Origin of the sequence: Brochothrix campestris (assembly GCF_046058945.1) — a bacterium.
Taxonomy (GTDB): Bacteria; Bacillota; Bacilli; order Lactobacillales; family Listeriaceae; genus Brochothrix; species Brochothrix campestris.
On the sequence record NZ_CP175511.1, the window covers coordinates 330199 to 346803 of the forward strand.

At 37.5% G+C, this 16605-nt stretch carries 17 protein-coding genes and 2 pseudogenes; 11 read left to right on the forward strand and 8 right to left on the reverse strand.

Going from position 1 to position 16605, the window contains the following annotated elements:
• Positions 1–182: 182 nt before the first annotated feature.
• Complete coding sequence (locus tag ACJYYY_RS01690) at positions 183–557, forward strand: Pycsar system effector family protein (protein WP_408869026.1); 375 nt, start codon at positions 183–185, stop codon at positions 555–557.
• 86 nt (positions 558–643) lie between these two features.
• Here the strand turns inward: ACJYYY_RS01690 and ACJYYY_RS01695 are convergent, their stop codons facing one another.
• The 4 genes from ACJYYY_RS01695 to ACJYYY_RS01710 form a co-directional block, all read right to left on the reverse strand.
• A complete protein-coding gene (locus ACJYYY_RS01695) occupies positions 644–1729 on the reverse strand; it encodes a hypothetical protein (protein ID WP_408869027.1) in 1086 nt (361 codons plus the stop codon).
• Positions 1730–2004: 275 nt separating this feature from the next.
• Positions 2005–2400: a hypothetical protein gene (locus ACJYYY_RS01700; RefSeq protein ID WP_035315528.1), complete on the reverse strand. Its 396-nt coding sequence runs from the start codon at positions 2398–2400 to the stop codon at positions 2005–2007.
• 100 nt (positions 2401–2500) lie between these two features.
• On the reverse strand, positions 2501–3232 hold the full coding sequence (locus ACJYYY_RS01705; protein WP_035315526.1) for a hypothetical protein: 732 nt from the start codon (positions 3230–3232) through the stop codon (positions 2501–2503).
• 84 nt (positions 3233–3316) lie between these two features.
• Positions 3317–4102, reverse strand: a complete 786-nt coding sequence (locus ACJYYY_RS01710) for a hypothetical protein (protein ID WP_408869028.1) — start codon at positions 4100–4102, stop codon at positions 3317–3319.
• A gap of 377 nt (positions 4103–4479) precedes the next feature.
• Between ACJYYY_RS01710 and ACJYYY_RS01715 the strand changes: the two genes are divergently transcribed.
• A complete protein-coding gene (locus ACJYYY_RS01715; RefSeq protein WP_035315522.1) occupies positions 4480–4749 on the forward strand; it encodes a hypothetical protein in 270 nt (89 codons plus the stop codon).
• A 4-nt stretch (positions 4750–4753) separates the two neighbouring features.
• Here the strand turns inward: ACJYYY_RS01715 and ACJYYY_RS01720 are convergent.
• From ACJYYY_RS01720 to relB, 3 genes and pseudogenes are all read right to left on the reverse strand, one after another.
• A pseudogene (locus tag ACJYYY_RS01720) lies at positions 4754–5699 on the reverse strand (IS30 family transposase).
• Between the two features lie 181 nt (positions 5700–5880).
• Positions 5881–6153, reverse strand: coding sequence for a type II toxin-antitoxin system RelE family toxin (locus tag ACJYYY_RS01725; protein ID WP_408869029.1), 273 nt, complete (start codon positions 6151–6153; stop codon positions 5881–5883).
• Positions 6153–6374: a type II toxin-antitoxin system RelB family antitoxin gene (gene relB, locus ACJYYY_RS01730; protein WP_035314599.1), complete on the reverse strand. Its 222-nt coding sequence runs from the start codon at positions 6372–6374 to the stop codon at positions 6153–6155. Before relB ends, ACJYYY_RS01725 begins: the two co-directional genes overlap by 1 nt.
• Before the next feature lie 789 nt (positions 6375–7163).
• Here relB and ACJYYY_RS01735 point away from each other — a divergent pair.
• The 4 genes and pseudogenes from ACJYYY_RS01735 (at position 7164) to ACJYYY_RS01750 (ending at position 8656) form a co-directional block, all read left to right on the forward strand.
• A complete protein-coding gene (locus ACJYYY_RS01735) occupies positions 7164–7523 on the forward strand; it encodes a M23 family metallopeptidase (RefSeq protein ID WP_232217936.1) in 360 nt (119 codons plus the stop codon).
• Positions 7524–7530: 7 nt separating this feature from the next.
• Entirely contained in the window at positions 7531–7833 is a 303-nt protein-coding gene (locus ACJYYY_RS01740) for a hypothetical protein (RefSeq protein WP_035314597.1), read from the forward strand.
• A 228-nt stretch (positions 7834–8061) separates the two neighbouring features.
• A pseudogene (locus ACJYYY_RS01745) lies at positions 8062–8448 on the forward strand (S-layer protein); the annotation flags it as partial.
• A gap of 16 nt (positions 8449–8464) precedes the next feature.
• Positions 8465–8656, forward strand: a complete 192-nt coding sequence (locus ACJYYY_RS01750) for a hypothetical protein (protein WP_035314592.1) — start codon at positions 8465–8467, stop codon at positions 8654–8656.
• A gap of 266 nt (positions 8657–8922) precedes the next feature.
• On the opposite strand, the gene ACJYYY_RS01755 is transcribed toward ACJYYY_RS01750, so the two are convergent.
• Positions 8923–10416 (reverse strand): helix-turn-helix domain-containing protein, encoded by a 1494-nt coding sequence (locus tag ACJYYY_RS01755; RefSeq protein WP_035314590.1) that lies wholly within the window; start codon positions 10414–10416, stop codon positions 8923–8925.
• Positions 10417–10651: 235 nt separating this feature from the next.
• Between ACJYYY_RS01755 and ACJYYY_RS01760 the strand changes: the two genes are divergently transcribed.
• From ACJYYY_RS01760 to ACJYYY_RS01780, 5 genes are all read left to right on the forward strand, one after another.
• Positions 10652–11689 carry a DUF916 and DUF3324 domain-containing protein gene (locus ACJYYY_RS01760; protein ID WP_408869030.1) on the forward strand — a complete coding sequence of 346 codons (1038 nt, stop codon included), beginning with the start codon at positions 10652–10654 and terminating at the stop codon, positions 11687–11689.
• Positions 11679–12470 (forward strand): WxL domain-containing protein, encoded by a 792-nt coding sequence (locus tag ACJYYY_RS01765; protein ID WP_035314586.1) that lies wholly within the window; start codon positions 11679–11681, stop codon positions 12468–12470. The genes ACJYYY_RS01760 and ACJYYY_RS01765 overlap by 11 nt, the downstream gene beginning before the upstream one ends.
• 23 nt (positions 12471–12493) lie before the next feature.
• Positions 12494–12814, forward strand: a complete 321-nt coding sequence (locus ACJYYY_RS01770; protein ID WP_035314585.1) for a hypothetical protein — start codon at positions 12494–12496, stop codon at positions 12812–12814.
• Between the two features lie 35 nt (positions 12815–12849).
• Positions 12850–13686, forward strand: coding sequence for a WxL domain-containing protein (locus tag ACJYYY_RS01775; RefSeq protein ID WP_035314583.1), 837 nt, complete (start codon positions 12850–12852; stop codon positions 13684–13686).
• A gap of 97 nt (positions 13687–13783) precedes the next feature.
• The gene (locus ACJYYY_RS01780; protein WP_035314581.1) at positions 13784–16594 is read left to right on the forward strand and encodes a lectin-like domain-containing protein; all 2811 of its coding nucleotides are present in this window, start codon (positions 13784–13786) and stop codon (positions 16592–16594) included.
• The last annotated feature ends 11 nt before the right edge of the window (positions 16595–16605 follow it).

The window sequence follows — 16605 nt, forward strand, 5'->3', positions numbered from 1 at the left end:
ACAATGAATATCTAGAAAAAAAATTAGAAAGTGTAAGTGTATGGATAAATAATTGCGATACAAAAGTATCATTTGCTCTGGCTTTTCTTGGAATATTACTTGCAGGTTTTATATCTAGCAGTACTTTTATAAAAGGGTATGATTTTTTTAATACAGTTTAATCTCCTCGATATTCCGAAAACATGTATATATTTTCACTTTGGATCATAAATTTGTTAAGTATTCTATGTTTTATAGTTTTTATAATTGGATCTTTCATATTCTTGATGAGAGCCTTAAAAGGAAGAATTGATATTGAAGAATTTGAAGAAGATGAAATAATTACAGATTCATTAATGCATTTTCAAACTATAGGAAATCAAGAATTTAAAGACTTCACACAAAAAATAGAGGATGAAACACCTGAAAAAATAAAAGAAGATTTATTATCTCAAATATATATCAATTCAAAAATTTGCACAAAAAAATTCAAATTATATAATAACGGTATCTTATGGTTAACAATGTCTACAGTAGCTTTCATAGTAGTTTTTTTAAGTGCTTTTTTATTAAATTAAAAATAGGAAAAGCGTCTCATTTAAAATAATGAGTCGCTTTTTTTGTAGTAAAATATTTTTTTCACTTTTTCATTTAATTAAAGACGTTATTCTTGCACTTTTTCGTAACCATAACCTTCATACAACTTAAGAACAGATTCTAACGAATAAGTATCGTCTTTTTCATCAGATAATGCTTCCATATCTGCTACATTTACTTTGTTTTTGTCGTCTGCAATAATATTTGAAAATCCAACTATGGCGGTATAACTGTCTTCTAGTTTACTTTCAGTGCCACCAGAGTATTCTTTTATACTAAAAACACCTATTAAATTCCCGTTTGTTGTTGAAGAATCAAACATTGTATAAGATGAGCTTTCAGAATCTGTATCTTTATCAAATTGTCGGTACATAAGCGTCTCTTTTTTCACTTCATATCGAGTACCCCATGAATCTTCTACATGACTATCCTCATAAGACCTATTAACTTCTTCATTAATCATTCGTGTAATGTCTTTCATATTGGCGATATCTTTTGCATTTTTTAATACGTTATCTAAATGTTGTACTTTAAATTTTGGAGCAAAGTTATCCTCTAACACATAGCCATTGTCGTTTAATTCAGAAATAACTTCTTTATCTAAAATAATAGTCGCATTATCATCATTCTTTAAGTAACCATCATTTTTAATTTCAAACTCAACAGAATCTAATGGACTGTCAAATACATTATCTATTTTTGAAGTTCCTCTCCCACTAGCACCTGTAAAGTTGATAACAAGGTTTTTCTCAACTTCTTTATTAGTTAATTTTTTTGGTTTATCTAAACCAGTGACTTTAATTGTTTTTTCGCCACCTTTTATTTTTTTCGTTTTTTCCTCATATACTGTGATAGTTACTTTTATTTCATCACCATTAGATAAATTTTTGTCTTTATCAAGTTCAATTTTGTAGTAATCATCCATATTTTTAATTTCATTTTTCACTTCTTCATCTGCAATATTACTAACAGAGTCAAGATCAAAAACATCTTTTATTAATTTTTCCTCATCAATAGAAGCTGATGCTGATCCTTTGCTGTCAATTCCTGAAAAGTTCACTTCTACATAGTCAGTTAATTTTTTTGAGCTCCCACAAGCTGTGAGTAGTAATACGATGGTACAAAGAAATAATAAAGCTGTTATTTTTTTCAATAAAAACGCCCCCGATATATTTATTAGATAATACATACTAATTTTAGCATAAGATCACTACTAATAAGTATAGTTATTTTAAAAAAGTAACTATATCGTTGCGTAAAGACAGTCTTTAAGTATCTTAAATATAGTTATATACGTTGATGAAAAGAAACGATTGACTGTAATAAATAGCCACACATCATTAATTGGATGGCTACAATAAAAAAGCAACTACTCATAAGTAGTTGCTTTCAAATGAATGTAGTAACGTGTAATTAAAAATATCGTGATTAATAAAAAGGATTCTCTTCTTTTTTAGATGCGAACGCCTCATGAATGGCATCTAAGTAATAATTATCTGAATCAGATAGAGATGTTGGAAAAGAGTATCGATGGCCATGTTGCAATCGTAAACTATTAAGATGTTCCCATAATTTACTGCCTGTCCCCGCTCTCATATCCGTTGTAAGCAATTCTTTTCGTGAAACAACAGTAATATCACAGCCTGCTTTTAAAGTGCTGACAGCTTGCCAAAGCATATCTAAACAAATGAGTTGTTCATCAATCGCGTCACTATGCGTTGTCAGGGTTTTATAATGCCCCTTGTATTTAATCACATAACCCGCATAGGCCACATGATCCTGTTTAAAATAATGAGCTTCTGTATAGATGGTTATCTTTTTCATACCTTCTCTCCTTAAATACGAACATTATTTTCCCCTGCAGGCGAAAATCGTTCGGTAATGTACGTGTTTTAAAAGACCAGGCATTAAATTTTATTCGTATTTAAGCAAGCGCGTCTCCATTATTCTCTTTATTTGATACGTGGTACAATCTTTCAAATTCTTCTGTCGTATAACCTTCGATAGCTCCAAGTATATTTTTTACTAGATAGGTGTTTGCCTCAATTGAAAAGGCCGCTTTTTGTGCGAAAATTTGTAGTTTTCCTCTTTTTTTTGTTCTTTCCACGATATGAGGATGACAAAAATCTCGAATGATTTTGTCGTTTTCGCCACTAAAGTGTGTAAATGTATAGGCTTCTTTTGGCGTACATACTTGATATGAGGCTTTTACTGAATAATCTTTCACACCAAGAAACCCCATCATATCTTTTGAAACAAGTTCACTTAAAAGAATAGCCCCGTAGTTATCGGTGGCCAACTGAACACCATCCCAATAAAATTCGTCTGCTACAGAGATTTGTAAGTGACGACACTCATTTTTTGTAAAATAATTAAAAATTTCTTGTTTCTCTATCACGCGATAATAGTATTCTTTACCTTGTTCAGTCACCACTTGAAACACAGTGAATTTTTCATTCTTTTTAGGGTAGTAAAAAGCTTCTTCTTTCAATTGGTTAAGCGTTTTAGTACACGTAGCAATCAGAAGACAAAGTTCACATTCTGAACTCTTTGTCACACGATGACCGTAAGTTTTTGTTTTATGTTCACTGCGTAAATCATCTAAAATAGCCATTAAACGTTGTTTTTCTTCTTCAATGATATATTTTGGTCGCATGATTATCTTCCTTTCATAAGAATTAACTAAAATGCCTCATACTACGTACTATGAGGTTTCATTATAGGGACGAATCAGAAATTTTCAAATTGAGATCCACACCTTTTTCTCTGCAATATTATAAAGTTCCTCGAATTCTTCTTTATCATAGCTATCCAATCGTCCTACCGCATTTTTAGTGAGGTAAGTCTCTGGTTCAATAGCAAATGACCCTCGTTTGGAAACGATATGAATTTTGTTTCCTTTTTTTGTCTGTTGTGCAGGAGATGGTTCACAAAAAACAATGACTTCTTCATGATTTTCACCATCATAGAAAATGAAATCGTCCGATTCTTTTCGGGTACACTCTTTGATTGATTTAACATTTGAGTAAGATTTTTCACCAATCCGTCCTGTTTTATCTTTACGAATAATGGTTTGTAAAATAACAAACCCTTGTTTTCCTGATTCTAAAACAATAGAATCCCAGTCGGACTCTTCGATCACTGTTAATTCCAAGTGTTTCAGTTCGTCTTTATCGAAATCTTTTAGCACTTCTTTTTTAGTCAAGACGCGGTAATAGTATTCATTACCTTCTTTTGTACGGACATGGAACACTTTAAATTTATTCACTTTGATAGGAACTCTTTTTTGAGTCGGTTCGTAATAAGCAAGACTGGCTTGTTTTATTTTTTTAGGTTCAAGTTTATCAATTTCTTTTTCAAGTTTGTTAATAATATCACTGCATTTTGCGATCCGTTGACAGGTTTCACATTCTGAATTAGAACCTGCGGGGTGTTTATAATCAAGAGGCTTATGTTCATCGTAAAGGTCACCTAAGATGATAAACATGCGTTGCTTTTCTTTTTTGATGGTTCTTTGGTCTTTCATAAGCACGATCCTTTCGTTAACTAGTCATCATTTTTAGTTTACCATTTAAGTTCAAATAATTGAAAAAAGAAACGTCAACAAATGAAAGGATTTGTAACAAATACCGTCACAAATCCCTTGATAAAACCCATTTTTTCGCGTGTTTCTTGACCCTCACGTCGTTCTGTTTTCATGTGCTAGCCGTTTACTGCTTTTGCTTATAGCCCCTCTATCTTTAAACGAAAAGGGTAAAATGCACGACAAGTCGCCCTTTATCTTTTAAAGATAGAGGGGCTTTTTAATAAGCACAGCAAACGACTTCATTCACTGACAAAAAAGAAACACGCAAGAAAAAAGATCTGACACTACTCAAAAAAAACCAAAGGGAGAGATTAAAAATGAAATTAGATTACAGTGAAACATGTATTTCAACGACCGCACCCGAAAGTTACGACTTTGACCGATACAATTTTGAGTATCGCACAGGTCTTTCCACGAAAGAATGTTCCATCACCATCGACTTTAAAAACAATGAAATTAGAGGCGATATGATTGCTTATGGTTCGTGGTGGGAATTAGAAGTTTTTGAATGTTTCCCTTATCTCGAGTTCGTTTTAGAGAATAAACAAAGCAGACGAAGTTTTGAAGCTATCCTAGATAAACTATGATTTGTCAAATTAAGTTGGACAATTGTTCTTCATTTACGTCACTCAAAAACACTTCCAATGGTGTCCGGTAGTTTAATGATTTTCTTGGGATGTGATTTCTTTTTGAAGCAACAGCTGAACTGAAGTTTTGGTCAACTTGGTTAAAGTCCATCTTTTTCGGGAAGCCATTTCGACGCAAAATGCCATTAGAATTTTCGTTTAGACCGCGTTGTGAAGGTGTTCCAGGATCCGCAAAATAGATAGAGATATCATTCGAGTTACTCATTTCTTTCCAGTTTGAGAATTCTTTTCCACAATCAAACGTGATTGATTTAAACATATGTTCGGGAATAGATTTTAACCAAGCAGTCGTTGCTTTTTCGATATCTGCTGCTTTTAATGTGATTATCACTTTTGAAAGTCGCTCAACTAACGTGATAACAGCACTTTTATGATGAACACCGACAATTGTATCACCTTCCAAGTGTCCAAATTCTTGATTGAATTGCGTATAATCAGTCAATCGTTCCGAAATATTACGCTTAAATGCTTGCCTTCCGCGACGTTCGTTGTGTCCGTTTGGCTTACGTTTACCTTTCATTGGTAGCTTTGTGATATCGAAGTCGTTCGCTTTAAATAGGCGATAGAGCGTTCTAACAGAACATGAGATAGGTATCTCAGCACGACCAATAATCACATCAGGTGTCCAGCCTTTAGCTGTCATTTTCTGAATGTAAGTTTGTTGATCCGTACTTAAAATGATAGGTCGTCTGCCACAATATGTTTTATTTTCTTTGTATTTTTGATAATAATCACTGGCTGAGGAACCTTTCTTAAAAAAATTGTAGACATTATAAATCGTTTGTCTTGAACGTCCTAGTCTCTTCAATCCGGTTAAAACAGATTGTTTCGTTTGGAAATAGGCTTCTATCATTACAAGTACATTTGGTGTAGAGATGTTTATAGGTCATTTGTCTTCACTCCTAATAATTCTTTGGTCGGAACTATTTTGAGTGTCGCACAAATGACTTTTTTATTTGTCTAGCTTAATTTTACTATCGGCGATATGAAAAAAAGGAGTGGATTTCTCCACTCCCTAAAAGTCTAACTTTTGGGGATCACTACATAACTTGATTATACAATTAGTCTTTTTTATTTATATACTTCTGTACGATGACCAATTTCTAAAACTAGAATAGTTATAGTATCATCATCTATGTTTGCTAATAAACGATAATCGCCTATTCTATATCGCCATTGACCACTTTTATTTCCTACTAAACCTTTTCCGTGAATTCTAGGAGAATCAGTTCCTTCTAAGTTTTTAGAAATCCAAGATAATATAAGACGAGCTTGATGTTTATCTATTTTTTTTAGTGATTTTTGTGCATTTTTTTCATATCGAACGGTGTATGTTCTATCCATCATAATCCTAATTCTAGAAGCATATCTTGGTGTGAGATACTTTCGTCATTTAATTCATGAGCTTTGATTGTTTTGTTATATAAATCCATATCAATTTGATCTTCTAATCCTTCTAATAATTTAGTTCTAGCCAGTTCTGATAAACTTAATCCATTTAAATCAGCCATAGATTGAATGAATGATTTTTCCTCATCAGAAACTCTAAATGTAACGGTACTCATATAAAAAACCTCCTTGTGTACATTTGTTCTACGTTTCTATTGTATTACAAATGTACACAAGAAGTCAAATTTATAATAGTTAACATAAGTGACGTTATCACAAGTAAATAATTTAAATCATGAATTGCAAGAATAAGTTAGCCATCCGTATCAAATCATGATAGTAAGTTTACTTTTTCATTTGTGAACAACTGAAGTTTTGTAATTTCTTCTGAAAATAGTTCTTTTGGTGTTTGGAATCCTAAAATCCGACGTGGTAACTTATTCATCCATGTTTGAATCCGTTGGACAAGTCGAGCGCTTATCGGACTTATAGAACGTCCTTTTGGAATGAATCATTCGAAGATTTCAATTACCTCTTTCACGATAGAACCACTAGTTTAGTACCATTTTATCTTGGTACAAACGTTTTAAACACATTGTTTAAAACACCTTAAAACCTTTGCCAGCAATGACTTTAAAGTCGATGCGACTAAGGCTGGACATGATCCCTCACCGACTAATGAAGGCGATGTAAACATTTCATCCGTCTTATATCAGTTTCCGTCGTTTGGCCCATGGCTCAAAAAAGAACGCAATGGAAAATGGTCAGAAGAAGCCAATTATTACTTCTATAAAAATGTCGTACCAGGCTTTGGTGCAGGACCAGGGGATAAAGATTATTTCAAAAACATCCTCCAATACTATGATTGTAGCAGTGGTAATCTCGTTGGTGGTGGCACAGGGAAGTACATTATTCCCGTAGATAATCCGATTGCAAGCTCAGTTTTTGTTGATTGAATCAATCCAGTGACAGGTCAAAGGGAACAACATAAAGGCTTGGACTTTGCACAACCGATGAATTCAGCTGTTAAAGCGGCTGATGATGGCGTGGTTATTTTTGCCGGAATGGGAAGTAATAGTAATGGCTTTAATAATTATGGTAATGTGGTGTTGCTGGAACATAAACAAAGTAAAGAATGGACACTCTACGCCCATCAAAATGAGGTCAGTGTAACGAAAGTTCAAGAAGTGAAACAAGGTCGAGTCATGGGTAAAGTGTGCAATACAGGGCAATCAATAGGGGCTCATTTGCATTTTGAAATTAGAAAAGAACAATGGGGCGGACAAATTGACCCCGCACCAATTTTAGGTATAACCGGAAAGTAGGGAGAAAATGAAGAACAAAGTCGTAATTGTTATAGCTGTGGTATTCGTCTTGTTTTTAATCAGTCGCTTAATTAGCGTTACGAATAGTAATGACGCTCTGCAAGTCCGCAATCAAAAGAATGAAAAAGAAAGCAAGGCAAAAGATAGCGAGCTGAAAAAATTCCGTTCGCTTGCGAAAGTTGAAGAAGAACCCGCAAAACCGCTCGATGAAATGAAGACAATCAAAGACATTAATTATCAATTGATGGAGGCGCTGTTTGCCTATGATTCACTCGAAAAACGCGACCAGAAAATGAGCCTTATTTGTTAGAAGCAACAAAGAATGAAATGACACGCTACAAAAGTAATTATGTGAAAAGTGATGCCAGTTCCTTGCTCATATCGAGTGAAGGGTTTGTGGCCAGGTCATTATTTAATGATCATGAAATCAATGTCATTAATGAAGTTAAGTCTGACCTTTTGCAAGCGGAATATCAATTAAACAAATCACACAGGCACAAACAAAAGTCAAGCAAGTGAATCGCGCAGTGCCACACCAAAAGGGAGCTATGGTTTAGGGTTTGCCTTCGGGACATCGAATCCAGGCACACTATTACCGTTTAAACCAATTACAGCCAATAGTTATTGGATTTCAAACGTCAATGACCCGCAGTATAATACATGGCAGGAACGGAGTTCGTCTAATCAGGCGGATGAGCATTTAATTGATTATCCGACCCAGTATCAATATGCCATCACTATTAACTATAATGGAGGTGTCGGTGGCGGTTCGGCTTTCTTTTTACATGTGAGTAATGGAGCAGCAACAGCAACAGCTGGTTGTATAGCTGTTCCACAAGCAACAATGGCACAATTAATGCAACGCATTCATAGTGGTGCGAAAATCATTAATGTAAACACGGAAGCAGAGCTTGCTAATTATTAACGAAGGAGGAAGAAAAATGAAATTTTTAAAGTACATTGTAATGGTGATTATTTTTATAGTGGGGGTTATTTGTTTTAAGCAGTTGGATTATCCGTTTTCAGCAGAAGATATGAGTCAAAACTATCATATCGCTGTTTATGTCATTAAAAACGTCTATATCATCTTAGGGATTGTACTCGGCTATTTAATGCTATTCAATCGTAAATAAGACTGTGCTACATAAAAAAGTACTAAACCATCGCGGTTTACTACTTTCAGACTGAAGATAAACGCTGTTCTAGGTCGTCAATGCATGCATTCTCGGAGTCGAATACCATCTGTACACTCACCTCGAAGGCTCGTTTTTCATACAATGAGAGGATATAACAGCGTTTCTATTTAGCCTTATCAGCTCGTAAACAAAGTCACTGTAATAGAATTTTAAAGAAAATGAAGTCTGTTTAGACTTTGTCTACAATCTACGACAACCTAATATTAGGTTGTCGTTTTTTTTGCACGAGGCCTTTGAGTGGGCTGACGGTAGAGTTGGTTGAGTCGTTGCACTAAACGAAACTGTTCGGCTTCATCGGGCAATGAAGGCCAGTAGTGAAAGACAGCGTCAGGATAGGCATCTTCTAACGCACTTAGTTTGAAATCCGCGATATAAAAATCAACTTCGGCAGACGGATGATTAATAAAGCTCAAATCAACCTGTGATAAGCGTTGGATTTTTTTCTTTAAAGTGGCATATTGGAGGCTGTTCACTTTGGATAACAAACAGATATTAACGGATCGTTCAGTCGTATCGATTAATTCTCGTAGTAAGAAGAAATAGTTAATTTTCATCGTATCAGACAAGGTACGACTGTTTTCTTTTTGTAAAAAGTTATAAAAGTTATCGCACATACTATAAAGTAAGGGATAGTTTTTTTTTAACAGACTGACATTGAAATCCATGCGAAAATGATTAGTAGAACCCTTGAATAGCCTCGTATGGGTATCGATTGCGGTTAAGTTTATCAGTAAGTAAAAATACTCAGTGGCAGCTAACGGCTGTTTAAAAAAGCGGGCATATAGGTTGATAAAACGTTTGGTTTGTTGGGAAACATGTTCTAAAAAAAGCTGTACAGGTAATTTTTCGCGTTTGATGTAATCTAAGGGATAGGTATTGTTGGCGAGCAAGCTCATATAAAAGAAATTTGTTTCGGCCCGCAGTTGTTTTGGCGAAAGGTTTGTTAATAATAACGTTTGAATCTGAGTTAAAATATCTGTCGCAACTGTAGTTGAGAAGGCGTGCGGATAATCTTCTTGCAGAGGCACATAAAACCCTTGCGTAATACGTGTTAAAGTGACGGCGAGATAAGAGCGTAACTTAAGGGAAAAAGAATAGGGGAGTTCGGGATGGATCTTCTTTATAAAGGCTAGCACAGCATTAATGGGGGCATGTTCAACTTTATGTGCGAACGCAAGCGAAAAATGATAACCTTCAGTGAAAAGACAGTGAAAAAAGTAGCGGATTTGGTGTTCTTCACCGATAATTCGTTCTTTTTTTGTTAAATCAATGTGTAAGTTGAAATCAGCTAACAGTATTTTTAAGCGTTTCATTTTACGATAAAAAGTCCCTTTTGCTAAAAAACGTTCTTCGGTAAACTTTTGTAAATCAATAAAATCATCATTGAATAACTCGATTAAGAATTGGAAAAGAACATTATTTTTTAAATAATAGGCTAAGAAAAAATCAAGAGAAAATGCATCTGAAAGCTCGATATGTAGTTCATTGTTGACATATTTAAAGGTCAGGTAAGTTTCCCAGTTGTTTTGTTTACTCGTTTCAGACAAGTCAGCAAGTATTTTTAATAGTTTACGTCGCTCCCATTGCAAATCGTTGAGCATGTCTTGAATCGTTATTTTTGATAGCGATTTTTTTTCGGAAAAATAGCGCAAACAGAATAAGCTGTTTTTATCATGGTTATCAAGTAATTTATGCATGTCAACACTCCTTCCTAGCATAGATATTAAAGGGTACTCGTCAATGATGTGTTCAATATATGGTCTTTTTGACAGCATTTATGTGAATAGGATGGTTACTTAATACGGGGTATATTTGTTTTAGCCAGTAATAAATGATTAGTTTGCGACTAAGAAGTAATCGTTTATGCTTGCAGTTAAAGAGGAGGGAGGCTTGGATGGAATATATTAAACCAAGTGAAGGTGTTGTTAATGAATGATTTTTAAAAGACTGAGTGGATGGCTTTTTTTAGTGAGTCTTGTGATCTTGTTGTTGTGTTACAGGCAAGTGGGTGCGAGTTCTTTCAATTTTGCAGTCGAAATTGAAAAACCGGCCAATCAAAAGGATGCTAAAAAAGGTTATTTTGATTTATTAGTATCATCAGGACAAACGCAACAATTAAAGGTGAAATTGACGAATTCAACGAATAAAGCGGTTACGATTCGTCCGAAAATTGCGAGTGCGACGACCAATAACAGCGGAGTTGTTGATTATAGTCCGAGTAAAAAGAAGCGTGATGCCACGATGCCTTATGATGTAACGAAATGGCTAACAGTGCCACGTGAAATTACGATAGCAGCAGATTCGACTTATCTGTTGCCCATCGAGGTGGCAATCCCAGATGAAAAATTTAGTGGTACTGTTGTGGCCGGATTGACGTTGACTGAAGAACGACCGGAGACGAAGGCATCAACGGGTGATGGTGGGATGGCAATCGATAATCGTTATGCCTATGTTGTCGGATTCGAACTACGTCAATCAACCGAAAAAATCACACCGCAACTTGAATTGAAAAAGGTGTTTGCGAGTCAGCGTAATTATCGTAATATTGTCGCAGCTACGATTCAAAATAAGACGTCGACCTTTGTGAATCAACTGCAAGTCGAGGGGCAAGTAACGCGAAAAGGCCAAACAAAGGTATTGTATGAAAGCAGTACTACGATGATGCAGATGGCGCCTAATACGAACTTTGATTATCCAATTGCCTTAGGTGAAGGGGAACGATTACAAGCGGGTGACTACACTTTGAAAATGACAGCTTCATCGTTTAAAGAGAAATGGCAGTGGCAAAAAGATTTCACAATTACAAGTGCTAAGGCAAAAGAGTATAACGATACGGACGTGACTGTTCAGAACAGTTATTTTTGGTTTTATAGCGGTGGGATTAGCGTCGCGTTGTTTTTAATTGGTTTATGGCTTTATTTAAGGAAGAAGCGTCAACAAAACAGAGGAGGAAGTAATGATGAAAAATGATAAGAAGTGTTTGATAGTCACAAGTTTAGTTGGTTTAGGTACAATGGGATTACTTGTAAATACGGCCGAAGTCAAGGCTGCTGAAACAGGAGCAAATTACCAAAGTAATGGAGCGGTTCGATTTATACCAAATACTGATCCCGTCGATCCGGTTGATCCAACCGATCCGACTGAGCCAGTTGATCCGATTGACCCAACGGATCCAGAAGGTCCTAATCCAGGGACACCAGGTCCTTTAAGTATTGATTTTGCCTCTAGTTTTGACTTTGGCGTGAATCAAATTTCATCAGTTGATGCACTGTATTATGCAAATCCGCAACGTTATCAAGTAGCTGGGAAAGAAACACCAAACTATGTGCAAATATCCGATAATCGCGGCTTATCGGCAGGATGGCAGTTACATGTGAAGCAAGACACACAATTCAAAAATGATGATGCCAGATACAATGAGTTAAAAGGGGCTGTTATCACAATTAAAGATAGTGAGGCGGTTTCGAATACAGTCGCGGTTGAAGCGCCGACTGTTTCTAAGAAAGTCACTCTTCAACCAGGGGAGGCGGTGCCGGTAATGGCTGCGACGAAAGGAGCTGGTGACGGCACGTGGATTAGTCGCTTTGGGAAACTTGAACAAGTCGCAGAAAAACAAGCGGATGGTTCAGTAAAACAAGTTACTAAAAACACATCTGTGCAATTGGCGGTGCCGGGAAGTACGCCCAAGTCAGCAGTGGAATATCGTTCACGCTTGACTTGGGTACTAGCGGAAGTTAACAGCAATGACTAACGAGCGTAAAGGGAGGACTAAAGATGCGCATAATTAACAGCGTTATTCTCATAGTGATGATAAGCCTTTGTGGACAGGTTAATGCGGTAGTTGCCTCAGTCGATACTAGTTATCAGTCACAGGTGGTAACAGGTTTTTATGGGAAGTATGTTTTTTCTGAGCCGACGGGACAAAGTACAGCGCAACCGAATGCGTCATCCATGGAGCTGCCTAGTCATTTACCGATGACAGGCGATACACAGACGGGATTATTATTTACAGCCGACCTGCTTATCATAGCGAGTTTGACTAGGGGTATTCAAATAATCGAACAAGCGCAACGAAATCAGCGAATGATAACATGAAGTAACAAAAATAGCGAAAAAAGGGAGCGATATAAATGACAAATTTACAAATGTTTGGTAAAAGAATCGCAATTACTACGTTAATAACAGCGGTGGTGACAGGTACTATTATGACAGCTGAGGCGGCAGAAACGCAAGATTATCAGTCAAATGCAGTGGTCAATTTCATCCAGAGCACCGACCCAACTTTACCAGTTGATCCAGAAAATCCGGATCCAGGGACACCGGTTGATCCAATTGACCCAACAGATCCCGAGGGTCCCAATCCAGGAACACCAGGTCCACTGAGTATTGATTTTGCCTCAAGTTTACAATTCGGAACTACTAAAATCACAACGAAGGATGCCGTATATAATGCCTATGCTCAAGCAATTACGGTGGCAGGCGAGCAACAGTATCGTCCGAACTACGTTCAGATTACCGATAATCGTGGAACTGAAGTTGGCTGGACATTAACGGTAACACAGGCAAAACAACTGACTTCCACGGCAGGCAAGCAATTGCAAGGTGCGGTCATTACTTTAGAGCAAAGTGAGGTTAAAACAATCACTGGTTCAGAGTTAGCAGCACCGTCTCAGGTTGCCAAAACAGTCGTGTTACAACCCGAAGAAGCAGTGCCTGTAATGGCAGCGAACGAGGGTGAAGGAGCAGGGTTATGGACGGCACACTTTGGTAACTCAGAAAAAACGTTACAAGAAGGGAGCGATTTAGTACCGGGTGAAGGAGGGGCTGAACCATCGGAAATCAAGGTGATGCGTAATACGGCGGTCACTTTATCTGTGCCAGGTAAATCGTTAAAAACAGAAGCTGAATATCGCTCACAGTTAAACTGGACACTAGCAGAAGTGCCAACAAATGGTGCTGATATATAAGTTGTTTAAGGCTGTTAGTCGTAACTGTCTGAGAGTCATGGAAAGTCAATTCTGTGGCTCTTTTTCTAAATGAACCCGGAAGGAGCACGCGATAATTGTGAAAAAAGTCCTCGTAATAATACTCGTACTTATGTTAAGTGTCACGACTTTTTTAATTCGTAGTGACCGAACAGAAGCCGATATGACAACAGAAGTGATGCTGCAGTTAACGAAACAAAAGATTCTTATCGATGAACCAGTACAATTGCAAATTAAAGTGACAAATCCAGCGATTAAGGAACTTCAATTTAGGTTGCCAGAAGGCCTACAGGTCGTTGAAAAAGAGTCTCAAATCGATAAGTTGACGGTTGATGAAACGACGAATGTCGTTACGTTGAAAGAATTAGAATCAGACAATAGCATCTCGCTCATCGCGATACAAGCGGGCGATTATCCGATACAGGCGACTGTATCGCATGCAACTGGAAATAAGACATCGAATCAAGTGATGGTTAATATTGCTGAAAAAAAAGTGAGTGATAAGGTGACAGTCGCTGAGGGTGCATTAACGTCTACTATTGCAAGCACCACAACAAGCGCTCTACCTCATGCAAGTGAGGTACCGGTTTCCTTGCCAAAAGAAAGCGAAGTGACAACTTCCTCATCGCAAGCAAGTGAATCAAAGACAGCGTCGAAAGTTAAGTTTGAAGAAAAGCAATCGCGAGTGATGCCACCTGCCTTATTTAATAATGAGAACAATCCACCGTTTTCGGAATTGGATGTTGCACGTTCATTTCATATTGTGACGGGCAAAAATAGTTCAATTCATCCAACGAACAAATCACAGGCAATCATTACCGAGAATAAAAAAAGCCAATCAGGTGGGATGTGGTATAAAAAACAGGTGGATATGACGAAAGACTTTGATTTGAAAATGTCTGTTTATTTAGGTGATAATCCTAAAGGTGCCGATGGTATGACCTTTGTGATTCAAAATGACTCGCGTGGTTTAGAAGCCATTGGTGAACCAGGAGCAGGTCTTGGTGCCTACAATACTAAAAAGGGAAATTATATTAAAAATGCCGTCGCTTTAGAGTTCGATACGTTTTATAATTCAAGCAGTTCGGCCGGTTCCGATCGCTTTGTTAATAAAAAAGCCGAGAATCGCGGGCATATTGCTGTGCAAATACCTGGCAATAAAAATGGCAGTACTGAAGCGGACCACATGGGCTTGCAAATTGCGACAGCAAACGAACAAATATTAGCAAATGATACGTGGCGGACCTTACAGGTTGAATGGAATGCAACGACACAGATGATTAGCTATTATTTTGATAATTACACACCAATTCATTATAAGGTAGATGATGTGGAGAAAACGTTCGGAGGAACGATGGCGTATTGGGGCTTTACAGGGTCAACTGGCTCATACACTAACTTTCACTCGGCCTCGATTATCCAACTACCCGATCAAAATAAGGTAGCACTTAATAAGTCCGTGAAAAATTTGACGACAGGAGGTTTGTTTGCTGAAGCAGAGGCTGTCTCAGTGGGAGATAAGGTCCGTTACCGTGTGCAAGTATCGAACAGTATTACGAATCGATTTGAATCTTTAAATGCGCTTGTGAGCGATGAACTGGACGAGCGCTTGCAATATAACGGAGGAAGCTTAACGATTAACGGTAAAGCAATGAGTGATGCTCAATGGAATAACGGACAAATTTCTTTAGGGACGGTACAACCTGGTGAAACGTTTGATATTCAATTTGATGCGACAGTGAAAACAACTGGTGAAATCATCAATAAAGCACGTTATCAGGCTGAATATGAAATGCCGCACGATACGAATTCGACCTTTATTCGTACGGGACAATTACAGGTGCACAAAAAAGATGGCGATTCTAAACAGGGAATCGCGGGTGTTACTTATCGCATGAACAATGCTGCGGGAACTGTATTAGAAAAAGAGTTATTGACCGATAAACAAGGAAATATTAGGCTGGAAAACCTTCTGCCTGGTGAATATTCACTGACAGAAACAAAGGCAGCTCCTGGCTATCTGATAGATGGAACAACCCATCAATTTACGATTAAAGATGACCAATCCGAGGGGCCAACTGTGGTGAATCTCCTCAATTATCGCGCACCACGGCCACAATTAACGAAAACGACTAATCGTCTACAGGTAGGCTATCAAGATGTCATCGAGTACACGCTAACGGCGAGCTTACCAAAGGACAGCGGTCGTTGGGAAGATGTGATGGTTGAGGATGATTTGCCGTCGTTCTTAACCTTTGTTAAGAGTGATGAACCAACGACTGTCGAAGGACAGACGATTCGTTGGTCGGTGGGTCAATTAAAAGCTGGCGAACAAAAACAACTCAAATTAAGCGTACGTGTTTCGCAGATTCCACCAACTGAAATGATTACTAACAAGGCACGGGCCACGGGAGATAATGCTGTAGGTCAATCCCTCGATCCACTGTTCGCTTATGTAGAAAATAAATACGTGGGGAAACTAGCTTTAACGTCAGTACCACAATCGTTTGATTTTGGGAGTGGCTTAACAAGCAAGGCTCATAATCAAACATACTCAATGCAAAGCTATCAAGATGATCTGATTGTGACAGACACTCGGATTAAACAAACAAAGTGGGTGCTATCGGTTAAAATGAAGCAACAACTGCATGTGGGTCAAGCTGAGTTAGCGAATACAATTCACTTCGAAAACGAGGCTGGTCAGTTGATACGTGTGACGACTGTGGATGTGCCACTTTATACGGAGAGTAATCAAGCGGTTGAAACGGTCTTATCTGATCGGTGGAAGCCAACCGGAAGTGGCTTTAAACTGGTTGTTCCAGGTGGAAAAGGAGCACCTGGCGATTATAAGGGTATCCTGGGCTGGACGTTGAGTGATGCGCCGCGCTGATAGAATTGTGC